The organism is Stenotrophomonas sp. STEN046, from assembly GCF_056759755.1.
Genome location: NZ_JBRRDR010000038.1, coordinates 1 through 14,904 on the forward strand (window position 1 = coordinate 1; position 14,904 = coordinate 14,904).

The window sequence follows — 14,904 nt, forward strand, 5'->3', positions numbered from 1 at the left end:
CGGGGTGACGGGTTTTTCTGGCCTCTGCCGCCATACGGTGGGCCGCGGCGCGGCCGGGGGGGGCCCCCCCCTCGGCGCCCCCCCCCGCGGTCCCGCCCGGGCGCTACCAGGCAGGGGGGGCGCCCGCAGGCGCCCAACCCCTTACTTCTTCAGGCTGTCGCGGATCTCACGCAGCAGTACCACTTCCTCGGCCGGAGCGGCCGGTGCGGCTTCCTTCTTGCGCGACAGGCGGTTGATCATCTTGATGACCAGGAAGATGGCGAAGGCCACGATCACGAACTGGATCAGCGTATTGATGAAATCGCCGTAGCCGATCACCACGGCCGGAATCTCCTTGCCATCCGGGCCGAGGCTGGCAGGCGACAGCGTCCACGCCAGTTGCGAGAAATCCACCTTGCCGATCAGCATGCCCAGCGGAGGCATGATGATCTTCTCCACCAGGGCGGTGACGATCTTGCCGAAGGCCGCGCCAATCACCACGCCGACGGCGAGGTCGATGACGTTGCCGCGCATCGCGAATTCCTTGAACTCGGTGAGCATTCCCATTGTTGTTTTTCTCCTGAGGGCGAGGGGACAGCGCGCAGCGTAGCGCAGGTGATGTCAGCCGGCGATCACGCCGTGGCGCTCGGCCACGTTTTCCAGGCGGGCACTGAAGCGATCACCCGGCTTCAGCGCGGCCACGCCGGACGGGGTACCCATGAACACCAGATCGCCAGCACGCAGCTGCCACAGCCTGGACAGCTCATGCAGGATTTCCGGCACGTTCCAGATCATCTGGTCAAGCAGGGATTGCTGGCGTACCTCGCCATTGATTTCCAATGACAGGTTCAGCGCGGCCAGATCTCCCACCTCGCCGGCATGCACGATCTCGCTGATCGGCGCCGAGGCATCAAAGCCCTTGGCCGAATCCCACGGGTGGCCCTTTTCCTTGGCAGCGGCCTGCAGGTCACGACGGGTCAGGTCCAGGCCCACGGCATAGCCGTAGACCAGTGCCTCGGCATCAGCCACCGCCAGTTCGCCGGCCGGTGCATCACGGCCGATGGCCACCACCAGCTCCACCTCGTGGTGCAGGTTGGATGTCGCAGACGGATAGGGGACCACATCGTCGTGGCCGACCACGATGGCATCAGCCGGCTTGGTGAAGAACATCGGGCGACCCCGGTCGTCGGCCGCAGGCACGGCAGCGCCCATCTCGCGCGCATGGTCGGCGAAGTTGCGGCCAACGCAGTAAATGCGGTGCACAGGAAAACTGCCGCCGCCAACGACCGGCACACGCGGCGTAGCTGCAGCAGGGATCACATCGGAGACATCGGACATGCGGGCATCCAGGAAGGGAGTGCCCGCAGTCTAGAACGCAGCAAGGCCCGCCGTCAGCGGGCAGCGTGCATCAGCGCGCCGGCAGCACCGGCTTGCGCACCACGTGGTACTCGCCCTCGACCACGTTCGGGTCTGCAGGACGGCTCTGGCCCGGCTTGCGCGAAGCCAGCAGCTTCCACGCCAGGCCGACCAGGATCATGGCCGCACCCACGAACACGCCAATGAAGATCATCGCGGCCAGGATCGCCAGGCCGAGCAGGCCCACGGCAACGCGCACCAGCGGGTGGCGTGGCTTGCGCGGTGCAAACAGGGTGCGGAACTGGTTGAAGGCGAAATCGCGATTGAACATGGCGGCTCGATAGGCTGGAAATCAGCGAACCCAGAGTATCGGCAGGCGCCACTGTCATTGAGTGAAAAACTCGTTAAATATAGCCTTGGCTTATTACGGATCAATGACTTGTGTTCATCTCGCAGCTAGCCACCTGACCAGGCGTGCGACAATGCGCGATTCCGTCCGAGCCTTCGCCATGACTGCCGCTGTTGCCCTGATCGCCGTTGATGCCATTGCCGATGGCGCATTTGCCGAGGTGGAGGCGCAGGTCGATGGCGATGCCGAGTCGTTGGTGCTGTATCGCGACGGCGCGCAGGTGCGCGCATTCCTGAACATCTGTCCGCACGCCGGCCGTCGCCTGGACTGGGCCCCGGGGCAGTTCCTGAAAAGCCGGGAAGGGCATCTGGTCTGCGCCGCGCACGGTGCCTCGTTCGCGCTGGACAGCGGCGACTGCATCGCCGGCCCCTGCAAGGGCGACCGCCTGCGCGCGGTGCCGGTGGACGTGCGCGACGGGCAGGTCTACCTGGCCTGATGCATCGGTGTGCGGACCAACGGTCCGCACCTACCAGATCAAAAGGTACCCAGGCATCCATCCACGCGTGGCATGGATGTGCCGTTCCGATAGCTCGCAGAAATCTGTCGAAGGCGGGGTGGGTCCGGTTGCGGGGGCGTGAGCGCCATGGATGGCGCGACCGAGCCTACAGGGACGTATTCACGGCGTCCCCCGCAACCGGACCCACCCCGGCATCCCTCAGGAAGCCCGCTTTTGATGTTGCTTCTGCTTCGGCTTCGGCTTCGGCCTCTGCAGGTGCAGGGCGCAGCCCTGCAAAGAAAACCCCTCAGAACATCAGGTTGATCATCACCACCACCACGCAGGTGTAGATCAGCGACAGGGGTCCGCCGACCCGCCACATTTCGCGCGGGGTGTAGTTGGCCGGGCCGGTGATCATCGAAATCACCGGGTTGGACGCCGTCATCAGATTGTTGGACGCCGACAGTGCCACGATCAGCGCGAATGCCGTCGGGTTGCCGCCTGCCGCCAGCGCCAGGTTCACCGCGATCGGCACCATCACGATGGTTGCCCCCACGTGGCTGATCACCAGCGAGAACACCGTGGTCAGCAGCGCCAGCGCCAGTTCCAGCACCCAGATCGGGATGCCGGTGGGAAGCTTGTCGATGGTGTGTCCGGCAACCCAGGCCGCCGCACCGCTGGAGTCCATCGCCCAGCCGAGCGGGATCAGCCCGGCCATCATGAACACCGTTTTCCAGTTGATCGAGGCGTAGGCCTCGTCCATGCGCAGCACGCCGGTCAGCAGCATGCCGGCCACGCCGGTCATCAGGGTCAGCGCCACCGGCAGCTTGCTGGTCAGCGCGATCAGGATGGTCAGGGCGAAGATCGCCATCGCGATCTTGAACTTGTGCGGTCGCTGTTCGCCGGTCGGGTAGTCGGTCACCACCACGAAGTCGCGGCTCTTGGCGGCCTGTGCCAGATCGGTCCAGATGCTGTGGAAGACCAGCATGTCACCGGCGCGCAGCTGCACATCGCGCACGTCCTCGCGGATCACCTGCTTGTCGCGGTTGATCGCCAGCAGGCTCATGCCGCGCTCCTTGCGCAGGCGCAGGTCACCGGCGGTCTTGCCGATCACCCCGGAGGTCGGCGGCACCACCGCTTCGGAAATGCCGGCGCGGCTGGGGTTGAACAGGTCACCCAGGTGCTTCAGCCGCGAGGACATGCGCAGGAACTGGTTCTGCGCGAAATCGTTGACCTGCTCGCGCGGGCCCATCGCGCCCAGCACGCTGCCCACCCAGATGCGCATTTCCGCCGGTGGCGCCAGGCGGGTGTCGTTGCCGGTCTTCAATGCCAGCAGCAGCGGGGCATCGTGCAGGTTCTCGGCCTCGCCCAGGGTCATGCCGACCAGCGGACTCTCGGCGGTAACCACCAGTTCGAACACATCGCCTTCGATGCCATAGGTCTTGGCGAAGTAGCTTTCGGTGCGCGCAGGGGTGGCCCCGTCGTTCACCAGGTTCTCTTCCTCCACCAGCTTGCGGTCGCCGTAGTAGCGGAAGTACAGCAGCGAGGCGACCAGCAGGGCCACGCCGATCGGCAGCGGCGCGAACATGCGCAGCGGTTCGATGGTGGCCAGGCCCGAGGGCAGGTTGTTGTTGGCCGAGGCCAGCAGATCGTTCAGCAGGATCAGCGGCGAGTTGCCGACCATGGTCAGCGCGCCACCCATCACGATCGCCGCCGAGATCGGCAGCAGCAGGCGCTGCATGGTCAGCCCGGTGCGTGCGGCCAGTCGCGAGGCCACCGGCAGGTACAGCGCCATCACCGAGGGGTTCTGCATGAAGGACGAATTCAGGCCGGCGATGGCCGTGGTCATCATCAGCAGCCGCTGCTCCACGCCGTGGCCGCGCCGCAGCAGCCAGGCGGCCAGCCGGTTCAACGCACCGGTGCGGTCCAGGCCGGCGCCGAGGATGGTGGTGGCGATGATGCTCATCACCGCGTTACCGGAAAAACCGCCGAAGATCTCCTCCGGCGCGATCAGTCCGGTAACGCCCAGCACCACCAGCACTACCAGCGCCACCACATCGGCGCGGATGCGCTCGAACAGGAACATCGCCATGGTGAAGCCGACCAGCCCGAGCACGAGCTTCATGTCAGTGGTCAGCGTCAGCGCGGTATCCATGTGGGGCGCAGTTTCCTCAGGCGGTCATCAGGTGCGGTCGTACAACAGGTCCCAGACGCCATGGCCAAGCTTCTGGCCGCGGGTCTCAAAGTGTGTCTGCGGTCGCCAGTCCGGGCGTGGCACGCTGCCACGCGGGCCGGCGCGGTTGACCAGCCCTGCAGTGGCATCGAGCACGTCCCACATCTGCTCGGCGTAGTCTGCCCAGTCGGTGGCGCAGTGCAGGCGGCCACCCGGGCGCAGCTTGCGCACGATCAGTTCGGCGAACGCCGGCTGCAGCAGGCGCCGCTTGTTGTGGCGCTTCTTGTGCCACGGGTCGGGGAAGTAGATGCGCACTTCATCGAGCGCGCCATCGGCGATCTCGTTCTGCAGCACTTCCACCGCATCGTGGTGGTACAGGCGCACGTGGTCGGCTTCGTCCTCGGCCAGTGCATTCAGCAGGCGGCCCACGCCGGGGGCGTGCACCTCGATGCCGATGTAGTCGCGCGACGGGTCGTGCTGGGCGGCAAAGCGCAGCGCGGCCCCGTTGCCGAAGCCGATCTCCAGCACCTTGTGCGCGGGGCGACCGAAGGTGGCATCCAGGTCACGCGGCTGGCCGCTGTAGTCCAGGCCGAAACGCGGCCAGCGCTCGTCGAACGCGCGCTGCTGGGCGGGGGTGAAGCGGCCCTGGCGCAGCACGAAGCTGCGTACCTCACGGCGGCCTTCGTTGACGGTGAACGGCTTGGGCGGGGCCTTGGACCCGGCGCTGTCGAATGGATTGGTCATCAGCCGATCAACCCATCGATCGGGGACGAAGCACTGGCGTAGCGCTTGCGCGGAATGCGCCCGGCCAGGAACGCCTCGCGCCCGGCCTCGACCGCCTTGCGCATGGCGCTGGCCATCAGCACCGGGTGGCGCGCACCGGCAATGGCGGTGTTCATCAGCACGCCATCACAGCCCAGCTCCATCGCGATCGCTGCATCCGAAGCGGTGCCGACGCCGGCATCGACGATGATCGGCACCTTGGCGTCTTCGATGATCTGCAGCAGGTTGTACTTGTTCTGGATGCCCAGGCCCGAACCGATCGGTGCAGCCAGCGGCATCACCGCAGCGCAGCCGATCTCTTCCAGGCGCTTGGCCAGGATCGGGTCGTCGGAGGTATAGACCATCACCTCGAAACCGTCCTTGACCAGCTGTTCGGCGGCCTTGAGGGTCTGCACCACGTCCGGGTACAGCGACTTCTGGTCGCCCAGCACTTCCAGCTTGGTCAGGTTGTGGCCATCCAGCAGCTCACGGGCCAGGCGGCAGGTGCGCACCGCGTCCTCGGCGGTGTAGCAGCCGGCAGTGTTGGGCAGGATGGTGTAGCGATCCGGCGGCAGCACGTCCAGCAGGTTCGGCTCGCCCGGGTTCTGCCCGATGTTGGTACGGCGGATGGCCACGGTGACGATCCGGGCGCCTGCAGCCTCGGTGGCCAGGCGGGTTTCTTCCAGATCCTTGAACTTGCCGGTGCCGGTAAGCAGCCGCGAGCCGTAGGTCTTGCCGGCAATCACCAGCGAATCGGGGGAGACTTGAACGTTCATGGCGGGATTATCGCTTATCCGCCTGAAGATGGGGTCGTCGTGTCGACCCCGTCGAGGACGTGAGCGCGGGTAGCGGCGGTGAGCGCAGGGCGCGGGCTTTGCTTCAACCACCGCCAAGCGCGTGCACGATCTCCACCACATCGCCTTCGGCCAGCACGTGCTCGCCGTGGCGGCTGCGGCTGACGATCTCACCGTTCACCTCCACCGCCACCCGGCGCTGCAGCAACTGCTCGGCTGCCAGCAGGTCATGGAGGGTCGCCGAGGCGGGCAGGGTGCGGGGTTCGCCGTTGAGCTGGATGTTCATCACAGCATTGTCGCTGATAGCCGGTTCGTATCGGAACCGTTGCAAATGCACTGGCTCGCCATCTCCAGCACAGCCCGCTGGCCCCGCAACCGGCGACAATCCATGCGGCGGCGCAGCGTGAGCAATCGGCAGCGTGGTGAAACCATTCACCGTGCGCCGGCGTACGTGTGCCGGGTCCTCAACGATATCCCCACAGGAGTTTTTTTCATGCTGCTCAGCAAACGCCCGATCCGCTCCCTCATGGCGGCCGCGATCGCGCTCGCCGCGCTGCCGGCCATGGCAGGCGAATCCCCCTACAACAGTGCCGTGTTCTTTGGCGACAGCCTGACCGACGCGGGGTACTTCCGTCCGCTGCTGCCGGCCGAGGTGCGTCCGGTCACTGGTCAGTTCACCACCAACCCGGGTTGGGTCTGGGCCCAGCAGGTCGCCAACTATTACGGCGTCAACGGCGCAGCCAATGGCAATGGCCAGACCGGCGACAACTACGCCGTCGGCGGCGCGCGGGTCGGCGTCGATGTGCCGGGCGCGCTGGGTGTCATCCCGTCGCTGAAGAACCAGGCGGCGCGCTACCTCGCCGCCAACGGTGGCAAGGCTGACGCCAACGCCCTGTATACGGTCTGGGGTGGTGCCAACGATCTGTTCGCCGCCGCGCGTGCACCGGCCCAGGCGCAGGCCATCATCGGCGCGGCCGTCACCGACCAGGTTGCTCTGGTGGGCGCCCTCAAGCAGGCTGGTGCCGAGTACGTGCTCGTCCCCAACCTGCCGGACGTGGGCCTGTCCCCGCAGTTCCGTTCGCTGGGTCCGGCCGGTGCCGCGCAGGCCACCGCACTGGCGGCCGGTTACAACAAGGCCCTGTATGGCGGCCTGAAGCAGGCCGGCATCGAGTTCATCCCGCTCGATACCTTCACCGTGCTGCGTGAAGTGGCCGCCAACCCGGGCATGTACGGCTTCCGCAACGTCACCGACACCGGCTGCCGGATCAATCCCGCCGACACTACCACCAGCATCCTGACCTGCAATCCGACCAGCTATGTCAGCCCGGATGCGGCGACGGCCTACCTGTTCGCCGACGGCGTTCACCCGACCACCGCTGGCCACGCCCTGCTGGGCCAGTACGCGGTGTCGATCCTGGAAGGTCCGCGCCTGCAGCAGGTGCTGAGCCATTCGGCACAGACCATCGGCCGCTCGCGTGCCGATCAGGTCAGCCTGCACCAGAGCGGTCGTCCGGCCGATGGCCTGTCGTGGTGGGGTGGCGTGCGCGGCGACATGCAGCGCTATGACCACGCCGACATGTACGACGGCCTGGCCCCGGCCGGTCTGTTCGGCATCGACTGGGCCCGCGACGGCATGGTCGTCGGCGGCTTTGCCGGCTTCGGCCGCATGAATGCCGACTTCGGCAACAGCCGTGGCGACTTCACCCAGAAGGACACCACCGCCGGTCTGTTCGCCGGTTGGTACGGCGATCGCATCTGGGTCAACGGCCAGGTCAGCTACACCTGGCTGTCCTACGATGTGAACCGCAAGGTCCAGCTGGGCCCGGCCACCCGCGAGCACAGTGGCTCGCCGGACGGCAGCAACCTGACCGCCGCCCTGAATGCCGGTTACGAATTCGGCACCGAAGGCAGCTTCCGCCACGGTCCGATCGCTTCGGTGATCTGGCAGCAGGTCAAGATCGACGGCTACACCGAAAGCGCCGACGCCGGCACCATGGCAACCGCGCTGGGTTACGCCAACCAGAAGGCCGATTCCACCGTCGGTCGCCTGGGCTGGCAGGCCCGCTTCGACGGCGGCAGCGTCAAGCCGTACGTGCAGGTCACCTACGACCATGAGTTCGAAGATGGCAAGCAGGCCAGCGCCTGGGTGCAGAGCCTGCCGGACGTCGGCACGTACCGTGTGCCGGGCATGACCTTCGACAAGAACTACGCCACCGCCATCATGGGTGCGCGCATGGAACTGTTCGGTCTGCAGAGCAACATCGGCCTGAGCGCCACCACGCTGCAGAAGCGTGCACAGGACGCGACGCTGTTCGCCAGCTTCAGCGGCACGTTCTAAGCGATACCGTCCCGGGCACCGCAAGGTGCCCGGGACACCCCTCGCTGACGCCGGGCCGTACCCGGCGCGCCGTTGATACCCGGCCGGCATTGCACAACACCGGCCGCTCCGCATAGACTTTCACCCTGCAACGCGGGCGTAGCTCAATGGTAGAGCTGTAGCTTCCCAAGCTACTGACGAGGGTTCGATTCCCTTCGCCCGCTCCAGAATCCAGACCCCGGAAGTGGCAATGCCATTTCCGGGGTTTTTATTTGCGCGAACAGTGCAGATTCAAACAATCCGCATGTCCGCCTGTCCCACCCTTCGCTAGCGTGTTGTTCTCAATCTCAGGGAGCACCTACGCATGGATCGCAGGACGGACGTCATCACCCAGCTCCACCGCATCTTCCTTTCCGCCGGCATCGGTTCGGCCAAACAGGTTGAAGCTGTCCGTGCCCTTGGCAGGGCCGGCGGTCCGGAAGCCGCGCAGCTGATCGCGCAGATCTACACGGATGCCTTCAGTGGGTCGACCATCCAGATGGCGTGTATCGCCGCCCTGGGTGAGGCCGCGCGCGGCTATCCAGCGGCGGAATGACGGCGGAGCCGGGCGTGCGGCAGCGCTGTAAAGCAGCATCATCCGGTCGCAACGCTGCCACGCTATGCTGCGCGCCTGCCGACCGATCCCACTGCGATGAAGCTCGCCATCCTGTCCCGTAATACCCGGCTGTACTCCACCCGTCGGCTGGTCGAGGCCGCGCGTGCGCGTGGTCATACCGTTCGTATCCTCGACCCCCTGCGCTGCTACATGCGCATCGCCGCCGACGGCTTTTCCATGCATTACAAAGGTCGGCCGATGACCGGTGTGGACATGGTCATTCCGCGCATCGGCGCCTCGGTCACCCGCTACGGCACCGCCGTGCTGCGCCAGTTCGAACTGATGGGCGCGCGTACGCCCAATCCGTCCGATGCGATCCTGCGCTCGCGCGACAAGCTGCGGGCGCACCAGCTGCTGGCGGCCAAGGGCATCGACATGCCGGTCACCGTGTTCGGCGACAACCCCGATGACACCGTCGATCTGCTGTCCATGCTTGGCCCGCCGCCGCATGTGGTGAAGCTCAATGAAGGCACGCAGGGGCGAGGGGTGATCCTCACCGAGAAGGCCAGCGCATCGCGGGGCATCGTCGAGGCGCTGCGCGGGCTGTACGCCAACTTCCTGATGCAGGAGTTCATCGGCGAGGCCAAGGGCGCCGACCTGCGCTGTTTCGTGGTCGGCGACCAGGTGGTGGCCTCGATGCAGCGGCAGGCCCCGGAGGGCGATTTCCGCTCCAACCTGCATGCCGGTGGCAGCGCGGTGGCAGCCAAGGCCAGCCGCGCCGAGCAGCAGATGGCCGTGCGTTCAGCCAAAGCGCTGGGGCTTTCGGTGTGCGGGGTGGACCTGATCCGCTCCGAACGCGGGCCGCTGGTGCTGGAGGTCAATTCCACCCCCGGCCTGGAGGGGATCGAAGCGGCCTGCGGGGTCGATGTGGCCGCGCGCATCATCGAGCATGTCGAGAAGATCAAAAAGTCCTGATATTTCAATGGTTTGAAATTTAATTCAGGCAGGGTTGGCGGGTTTAACGCCGCTTTAATCGCCCCGGGCGTAGCCTTCAACGAACCGCAGCTCTGCCTCTCAGCAGGATCGGTATCGGGATACAACTTCAGACCCAGGCGGGTGCACCGCCTGGGTCTTTTTTATGCCTTCGCCCCCCCTGCCGCCGGTCCCTTGTGGGCGCGCCGGGACACTCGTAGAGTTGGGCCTTCGTTCCGAAGGATCGGGAGGTTGGCGATGTACCGCACCACGATGCTCGTGCTGTTGCTGTGCCTGCCTGGGCTTGCACTGGCCAAGCCGGAAAAGACCGCTGTGCAGATGGACCGCCAGGCCCCGGTGGCCGAGCAGATCCGCCAGGTCGAAAAGGCCCTTCAGCAAGGCGACTACAGCGAAATTTCCGACGATGACCGCAGCCAGGTGCAGCAGGCGCTGGCCCGGATCACCCAGCGCATGGGCGACCATCAGACCGTGCAGGAACTGCCACCGCAGGTGCAGAACGACGTCTTCAACGACCAGGAGCGGATCAACACATTGCTGACCCGGGCCCACGAGGACAGCCGCCAGGTCTGCACGCACCAGCGCACCACTGGCAGCAACATGCCTAAAAGCCGGTGCCTGACCGTGGCACAACGCCGTCGTATCGAAGAGAAGGGCAAGGCCCTGCTCAACGACCAGCGCACCTACAGCAACGTGAACCCCGGTTCCAAGTTCTAACGCGGTCGCCCCTGCCAGCCAGCACTTGCTGGCAGCGCGTTTCTGCGCATACAGTCGGCGTTCACCTCAGACAGGGATTCGTTTGTCATGAAGCATCCAGTGATGTTGGCGGTTCTGGTTTCCGCATTGAGCCTGGCCTGCGCGACGGCAACTGCCAAGAGCGCCGAAGAGGTGTTCCTGCCGGGCAAGCCGCTGCTGCAGCAGGTCGAGCGCATCGAGATCGAACTCAACGACGGTGAGACCTACTCCGAGCTGCGCATGGAAGACCGCGGCAAGGTGCGCGAGACGCTGGTACGCATCCGCAGCGCCGCCGAGCAGTACCCGACCAAGGACGCCATGCCTGAATCGGTGCGAACTGAGGTCTTCAACGATCAGCAGGTCGTGAACACCGTTTTGACACAGGCGCGTGAAGATAGTCGTCTAATATGCCGACGTGAGAAGGCCATTGGTTCCAACATGGCGTCCACGCAATGCATGACCGTCGCCGAGCGTGCTCGGCAGAAGGACAAGGCACAGCGCGATATGGGCCAGGCCCAGCGCGTCGGTAAATTCGTCAATTAGAGGTGACAGTGAGAATCCTGGTAATCGAAGACAACAGCGACATTGCGGCCAACCTGGGCGACTACCTGGAGGACCGGGGCCACACTGTGGACTTCGCCGCCGACGGGGTGACCGGGTTGCACCTGGCTGTCGTGCATGAGTTCGACGCGATTGTCCTGGACCTCAACCTGCCCGGCATGGACGGTATCGAGGTCTGCCGCAAGCTTCGCAATGAAGCCCGCAAGCAGACCCCGGTGCTGATGCTGACCGCGCGCGACTCGCTGGACAACAAGCTGGCCGGTTTCGACTCCGGTGCCGACGACTACCTGATCAAGCCGTTCGCGCTGCAGGAAGTGGAAGTGCGTCTGAACGCCCTGTCGCGTCGCGGCAAGGGCGTACAGACCCGCGTGCTGGAAACCGGCGATCTGGAATACAACCTGGATACGCTGGAAGTGCGCCGCCAGGGCAAGCTGCTGCAGCTCAACCCGACCGCACTGAAGATCCTGCAGGCGCTGATGGAAGCGGCCCCGGCCGTGGTCACCCGGCAGGAGCTGGAAACCCGCGTGTGGGGCGAAGAGTTGCCTGATTCCGACTCCTTGCGCGTGCATATCCATGGCCTGCGCGCCGTGGTGGACAAGCCCTTTGAAGTACCGATGATCCAGACCCGCCATGGCATCGGATACCGCATCGCCACGCCGGAAGCCTGATTCGGTGGCAGGCAAGGGGGAGCGTCGGCGCACGCCTTATCGGCGGCGCCTGCGCAGCCGCATCATCGTCTCGTTCGTGTTGTTGGGCTTCTGCCTGACGACACTGTTCGCCTTCGCCACCAACTGGGCCCGCCTGCGCGTGGAAAACCAGCTGGTGGAAGACGTGATGAACCGCAACATCAGCGAGTACGTGCGGCGTTACTACGAAAGCCCGGACCGCAATCCCGACCTGCCCGTGCAGCAGATGCGCGCACGCCTGATCAAGCCGGACAAGTTCGAGGCCCTGCGCGAGGAAGAGCCGGACTGGTACGAGTTCAAGGACGGCCTGTACAACATGGGCGGGGTGGATGAGCGCGGCGAGCGCTATTCCTACAAGCTGGCCGTGCGCAAGACCCCCGATGCCTGGGCGTTCCTAGCCTACGACATGACCGACAGCGTGCGCGGCGGGCAGCAGCTCAACCGCGCGCTGTTCCTGTCGGTACTGGTGTTCAGCCTGTTGTCGCTGGTGCTTGGCTGGTGGTCGGCGTCGAAAGTGATGAAGCCGGTATCGGACCTGGCTGCGCGCCTGCGCGCCTACCGTGGCGGCACCAGCGATCCCGAACCGCTGGCACCGCGCTTCCCCGACGATGAAGTGGGGCAGTTGGCGCAGGCGCTGGACGATTATTCGATGCGGCTGACCGAAGTGGTGCAGCGCGACCGCGAGTTCAATGCGGACGTCAGCCACGAGCTGCGCACCCCGTTGGCGGTGATCCGTGGCGCCACCGAACTGCTGCTGACCCGGCCGGGCCTGGATGAAAAGGTGCTGCAGCGCCTGCAGCGCATCCAGCGCGCCGAACAGCAATGCAGCGATCTGATCGGTGCCTTGCTGCTGCTGTCGCGCAACGAGCGCGGGCAGGGCACCAGCAATGTCGCCCGCGTGGCCGAACAACTGCTGGACGCGCATCGCGCCCAGTTGGGTGGCAAGCCGCTGGAGCTGCATCTGGATGGCGAACGCGATCTGGTCATCGATGCGCCGGAAGCAGCGTTGTCGGTGGCACTGGGCAACCTGATCGGCAACGCGGTGAAGTATTCGCAGGATGGCGAGGTGCGCGTGCACGTGGGCGCCAACGCCGTGTCGGTGACCGACAGCGGGCCGGGCCTGAGCGAGGAAGATGCGGCCAAGCTGTTCCAGCGGGGCTATCGCGGTACCCATGCCGGTCACTCGCAGGGCGGTGGTATCGGCCTGTCCATCGTCAGCCGCCTGTGCGATCTGTACGGCTGGCAGGTAAGCGTTCGCCCGGGCGGCGCGCGCGGTGTCATCGCCACGCTGACCTTCTCGCCGAAGCCGCTGTAACGCTCCTGCTCGGGTAGGTGCCGACCTTGGTCGGCACGAATCCATCCGTCGCCGATGTTGCTTTGGTAGGTGCCGACCTTGGTCGGCACGAATCCATCCGTCGCCGATGCTGCTTTGGTAGGTGCCGACCTTGGTCGGTACGAATCCATCCGTCGCCGATGTTGCTTTGGTAGGTGCCGACCTTGGTCGGCACGAATCCATCCGTCGTCGATGCTGCTTTGGTAGGTGCCGACCTTGGTCGGCACGAATCCATCTGTCGCCAAGATCTCCCACTCAGCGCGAAATGTCGCATGCGGCGCCAAGGCTGATTCTGCACGGGTGCGGTACGCCCGGCCCGTTACGACACCCCTGTGATGTATACCGCGCGCTGTGCGTGCCGCACTGCACGGTTTCGCAGAGCCGCGCCACGCATGGCGTTTTCGCCTCATGACCGCATTGCAGGCAGCTGGCGAGATGGCACGGCCGGGGTCAACGCCCTGGCCGGGATTGGCGTCCTGAATAAACCCGACAACTTGAAAGCTCCAGATGCGCTTTGGCCATCATGGAAAATGCACCGCATGCTCTTGCTTCGGCGGGCGGTGCGTGGGGACTCGCCAGAGTCCGCCGGAGTCTTTTTCCTTGCTTTCGAGTTGTTGGGTCTCCGGTACGCCAACCCGCACCGCCTGCCACCTCGCATCTGCGGGTGGCCCTGCCGTCTGCGAGGAGCATCGCCATGTCTACACCCACTCCCTACCCGAACCTGCGCCGCCTGGTCGGCGAATCCGTCGATGAACTACCGGCCGACATCGCCGCACGCATCGAGGATGTGCTGGCCGAACCCAGCGACCTGCTACCGGCGTTGATGGCCCGCATGGATGGCCGCGACAACGCCGATGGCCAGCCCCGGCTGGGCGCCGGCATGACCCCGGCGCAGGCAGTCACGCTGGCCAGCCTCAGCCGCACGCTGGCCGGCATCAACGCACTCATGCAGATGCTGCATGCTGCCGAAGCCGCACGGGCGCAGGGCAGTGCCGGCCAGCAGCTGCCGCCAGACGTAGTGGAAGGCCTGATGCTGGCCGCCCGCGAACTGGCCCGCTACGCGCGCCAACAACTGGAGTAGGTCCACGCCATGCGTGGATCGCGCGGCAGATCACAGGTATCCGGTAGCGCCGGGCCATGCCCGGCGGAACAGCCCGCTTACCCCGCGGCCAACCCTAGATACCGCGCGTGCAAGCGCTCCACCTGCACCTGCAGGTCATCCGGATGGCCATCATTGACCACCACGTCATCAGCCAGCGCCAAGCGCTGCGCGCGGCTGGCCTGGGCGGCGATCATCTGGTCGGCCAGCGCGGCGTCGATGCCATCACGTTGCATCAGCCGGGCGTGCTGCACCGTCTCGGGCGTATCCACCACCAGCACCCGGTCCAGCCATGGGTACGCTTGGCGGCCGCCGACTTCGGTCAACAGCGGGATCGCCGCCAGCGCATAGGGGCTGGCGGCCTGCTCGCACTGCTGCTGCATCAGCCGGCGGATCGCCGGGTGGGTGATCGCTTCCAGCGCCACCCGCTCGGCGGGGTCGGCAAAGATGTGGGCACGCAGGCGGGCACGGTCCAGGCTGCCATCGGCCAGCAGCATGCCTGCGCCGAAGCGCTCGGCAATCAGGGAAAGGGCAGGGCTGCCCACCGCCACCACCGCGCGCGCGGCCAGGTCGGCGTCGGCCACGACAATCCCCAGCGCCTCGAAGCGCCGGGTCACCTCACTCTTGCCGGAGGCGATGCCGCCGGTCAGGCCGATTACATACCCGCTCATGGGGATTC

Annotated in this window: 17 protein-coding genes and 1 tRNA gene; 10 read left to right on the forward strand and 8 right to left on the reverse strand. The window is 65.8% G+C overall.

Annotated elements, in window-relative coordinates:
* Positions 1 to 141: 141 nt before the first annotated feature.
* The 3 genes from mscL to ACVOLJ_RS15955 all read right to left on the reverse strand — a co-directional run bounded on the left by mscL (position 142) and on the right by ACVOLJ_RS15955 (position 1,666).
* A complete protein-coding gene (gene mscL / locus ACVOLJ_RS15945) occupies positions 142 to 546 on the reverse strand; it encodes a large-conductance mechanosensitive channel protein MscL (protein WP_481564573.1) in 405 nt (134 codons plus the stop codon).
* 54 nt (positions 547 to 600) lie between these two features.
* The gene (locus tag ACVOLJ_RS15950) at positions 601 to 1,317 is read right to left on the reverse strand and encodes a fumarylacetoacetate hydrolase family protein (protein WP_475280146.1); all 717 of its coding nucleotides are present in this window, start codon (positions 1,315 to 1,317) and stop codon (positions 601 to 603) included.
* A 70-nt stretch (positions 1,318 to 1,387) separates the two neighbouring features.
* Entirely contained in the window at positions 1,388 to 1,666 is a 279-nt protein-coding gene (locus ACVOLJ_RS15955) for a hypothetical protein (RefSeq protein WP_475280144.1), read from the reverse strand.
* A 178-nt stretch (positions 1,667 to 1,844) separates the two neighbouring features.
* On the opposite strand from ACVOLJ_RS15955, the gene ACVOLJ_RS15960 reads away from it, so the two are divergent.
* On the forward strand, positions 1,845 to 2,180 hold the full coding sequence (locus ACVOLJ_RS15960; protein WP_475280143.1) for a Rieske (2Fe-2S) protein: 336 nt from the start codon (positions 1,845 to 1,847) through the stop codon (positions 2,178 to 2,180).
* A gap of 307 nt (positions 2,181 to 2,487) precedes the next feature.
* Here the strand turns inward: ACVOLJ_RS15960 and ACVOLJ_RS15965 are convergent, their stop codons facing one another.
* The 4 genes from ACVOLJ_RS15965 to thiS form a co-directional block, all read right to left on the reverse strand.
* Positions 2,488 to 4,335 carry an SLC13 family permease gene (locus ACVOLJ_RS15965; RefSeq protein WP_475280142.1) on the reverse strand — a complete coding sequence of 616 codons (1,848 nt, stop codon included), beginning with the start codon at positions 4,333 to 4,335 and terminating at the stop codon, positions 2,488 to 2,490.
* Positions 4,336 to 4,362: 27 nt separating this feature from the next.
* Entirely contained in the window at positions 4,363 to 5,097 is a 735-nt protein-coding gene (gene trmB, locus ACVOLJ_RS15970) for a tRNA (guanosine(46)-N7)-methyltransferase TrmB (RefSeq protein ID WP_475280141.1), read from the reverse strand.
* A complete protein-coding gene (locus tag ACVOLJ_RS15975; RefSeq protein WP_439449865.1) occupies positions 5,097 to 5,891 on the reverse strand; it encodes a thiazole synthase in 795 nt (264 codons plus the stop codon). Before ACVOLJ_RS15975 ends, trmB begins: the two co-directional genes overlap by 1 nt.
* A 103-nt stretch (positions 5,892 to 5,994) precedes the next feature.
* Complete coding sequence (gene thiS, locus ACVOLJ_RS15980; RefSeq protein WP_164073625.1) at positions 5,995 to 6,195, reverse strand: sulfur carrier protein ThiS; 201 nt, start codon at positions 6,193 to 6,195, stop codon at positions 5,995 to 5,997.
* Positions 6,196 to 6,402: 207 nt separating this feature from the next.
* On the opposite strand from thiS, the gene ACVOLJ_RS15985 reads away from it, so the two are divergent.
* The 9 genes from ACVOLJ_RS15985 (at position 6,403) to ACVOLJ_RS16025 (ending at position 14,207) form a co-directional block, all read left to right on the forward strand.
* Positions 6,403 to 8,247, forward strand: coding sequence for an autotransporter outer membrane beta-barrel domain-containing protein (locus ACVOLJ_RS15985; RefSeq protein ID WP_475280140.1), 1,845 nt, complete (start codon positions 6,403 to 6,405; stop codon positions 8,245 to 8,247).
* A 132-nt stretch (positions 8,248 to 8,379) separates the two neighbouring features.
* Positions 8,380 to 8,453, forward strand: a tRNA-Gly gene (locus ACVOLJ_RS15990).
* Between the two features lie 137 nt (positions 8,454 to 8,590).
* Positions 8,591 to 8,821, forward strand: coding sequence for a hypothetical protein (locus ACVOLJ_RS15995; protein WP_475280139.1), 231 nt, complete (start codon positions 8,591 to 8,593; stop codon positions 8,819 to 8,821).
* Between the two features lie 96 nt (positions 8,822 to 8,917).
* The gene (gene rimK / locus ACVOLJ_RS16000) at positions 8,918 to 9,796 is read left to right on the forward strand and encodes a 30S ribosomal protein S6--L-glutamate ligase (protein ID WP_475280137.1); all 879 of its coding nucleotides are present in this window, start codon (positions 8,918 to 8,920) and stop codon (positions 9,794 to 9,796) included.
* Positions 9,797 to 10,051: 255 nt separating this feature from the next.
* Positions 10,052 to 10,528, forward strand: a complete 477-nt coding sequence (locus tag ACVOLJ_RS16005) for a hypothetical protein (protein WP_481564574.1) — start codon at positions 10,052 to 10,054, stop codon at positions 10,526 to 10,528.
* Positions 10,529 to 10,615: 87 nt separating this feature from the next.
* Positions 10,616 to 11,089, forward strand: a complete 474-nt coding sequence (locus tag ACVOLJ_RS16010; RefSeq protein ID WP_481564575.1) for a hypothetical protein — start codon at positions 10,616 to 10,618, stop codon at positions 11,087 to 11,089.
* Positions 11,090 to 11,097: 8 nt separating this feature from the next.
* Positions 11,098 to 11,775, forward strand: coding sequence for a response regulator transcription factor (locus tag ACVOLJ_RS16015; RefSeq protein ID WP_025874286.1), 678 nt, complete (start codon positions 11,098 to 11,100; stop codon positions 11,773 to 11,775).
* Positions 11,738 to 13,108, forward strand: coding sequence for a sensor histidine kinase (locus ACVOLJ_RS16020; RefSeq protein ID WP_475280132.1), 1,371 nt, complete (start codon positions 11,738 to 11,740; stop codon positions 13,106 to 13,108). Before ACVOLJ_RS16015 ends, ACVOLJ_RS16020 begins: the two co-directional genes overlap by 38 nt.
* A 712-nt stretch (positions 13,109 to 13,820) precedes the next feature.
* Entirely contained in the window at positions 13,821 to 14,207 is a 387-nt protein-coding gene (locus ACVOLJ_RS16025; RefSeq protein WP_481564576.1) for a hypothetical protein, read from the forward strand.
* Positions 14,208 to 14,284: 77 nt separating this feature from the next.
* Here the strand turns inward: ACVOLJ_RS16025 and coaE are convergent, their stop codons facing one another.
* The gene (gene coaE / locus ACVOLJ_RS16030) at positions 14,285 to 14,896 is read right to left on the reverse strand and encodes a dephospho-CoA kinase (protein ID WP_475280128.1); all 612 of its coding nucleotides are present in this window, start codon (positions 14,894 to 14,896) and stop codon (positions 14,285 to 14,287) included.
* Positions 14,897 to 14,904: the final 8 nt, after the last annotated feature.

Coding starts and splice junctions, on each gene's coding strand:
- ACVOLJ_RS15995 (WP_475280139.1), top strand. CDS start 8,591: ATGGATCGCAGGACGGACGTCATCACCCAGCTCCACCGCATCTTCCTT.
- mscL (WP_481564573.1), bottom strand. CDS start 546: ATGGGAATGCTCACCGAGTTCAAGGAATTCGCGATGCGCGGCAACGTC.
- rimK (WP_475280137.1), top strand. CDS start 8,918: ATGAAGCTCGCCATCCTGTCCCGTAATACCCGGCTGTACTCCACCCGT.
- coaE (WP_475280128.1), bottom strand. CDS start 14,896: ATGAGCGGGTATGTAATCGGCCTGACCGGCGGCATCGCCTCCGGCAAG.
- ACVOLJ_RS15950 (WP_475280146.1), bottom strand. CDS start 1,317: ATGTCCGATGTCTCCGATGTGATCCCTGCTGCAGCTACGCCGCGTGTG.
- ACVOLJ_RS16010 (WP_481564575.1), top strand. CDS start 10,616: ATGAAGCATCCAGTGATGTTGGCGGTTCTGGTTTCCGCATTGAGCCTG.
- ACVOLJ_RS16025 (WP_481564576.1), top strand. CDS start 13,821: ATGTCTACACCCACTCCCTACCCGAACCTGCGCCGCCTGGTCGGCGAA.
- trmB (WP_475280141.1), bottom strand. CDS start 5,097: ATGACCAATCCATTCGACAGCGCCGGGTCCAAGGCCCCGCCCAAGCCG.
- thiS (WP_164073625.1), bottom strand. CDS start 6,195: ATGAACATCCAGCTCAACGGCGAACCCCGCACCCTGCCCGCCTCGGCG.
- ACVOLJ_RS15960 (WP_475280143.1), top strand. CDS start 1,845: ATGACTGCCGCTGTTGCCCTGATCGCCGTTGATGCCATTGCCGATGGC.
- ACVOLJ_RS16020 (WP_475280132.1), top strand. CDS start 11,738: ATGGCATCGGATACCGCATCGCCACGCCGGAAGCCTGATTCGGTGGCA.
- ACVOLJ_RS15965 (WP_475280142.1), bottom strand. CDS start 4,335: ATGGATACCGCGCTGACGCTGACCACTGACATGAAGCTCGTGCTCGGG.
- ACVOLJ_RS15975 (WP_439449865.1), bottom strand. CDS start 5,891: ATGAACGTTCAAGTCTCCCCCGATTCGCTGGTGATTGCCGGCAAGACC.
- ACVOLJ_RS15955 (WP_475280144.1), bottom strand. CDS start 1,666: ATGTTCAATCGCGATTTCGCCTTCAACCAGTTCCGCACCCTGTTTGCA.
- ACVOLJ_RS15985 (WP_475280140.1), top strand. CDS start 6,403: ATGCTGCTCAGCAAACGCCCGATCCGCTCCCTCATGGCGGCCGCGATC.
- ACVOLJ_RS16005 (WP_481564574.1), top strand. CDS start 10,052: ATGTACCGCACCACGATGCTCGTGCTGTTGCTGTGCCTGCCTGGGCTT.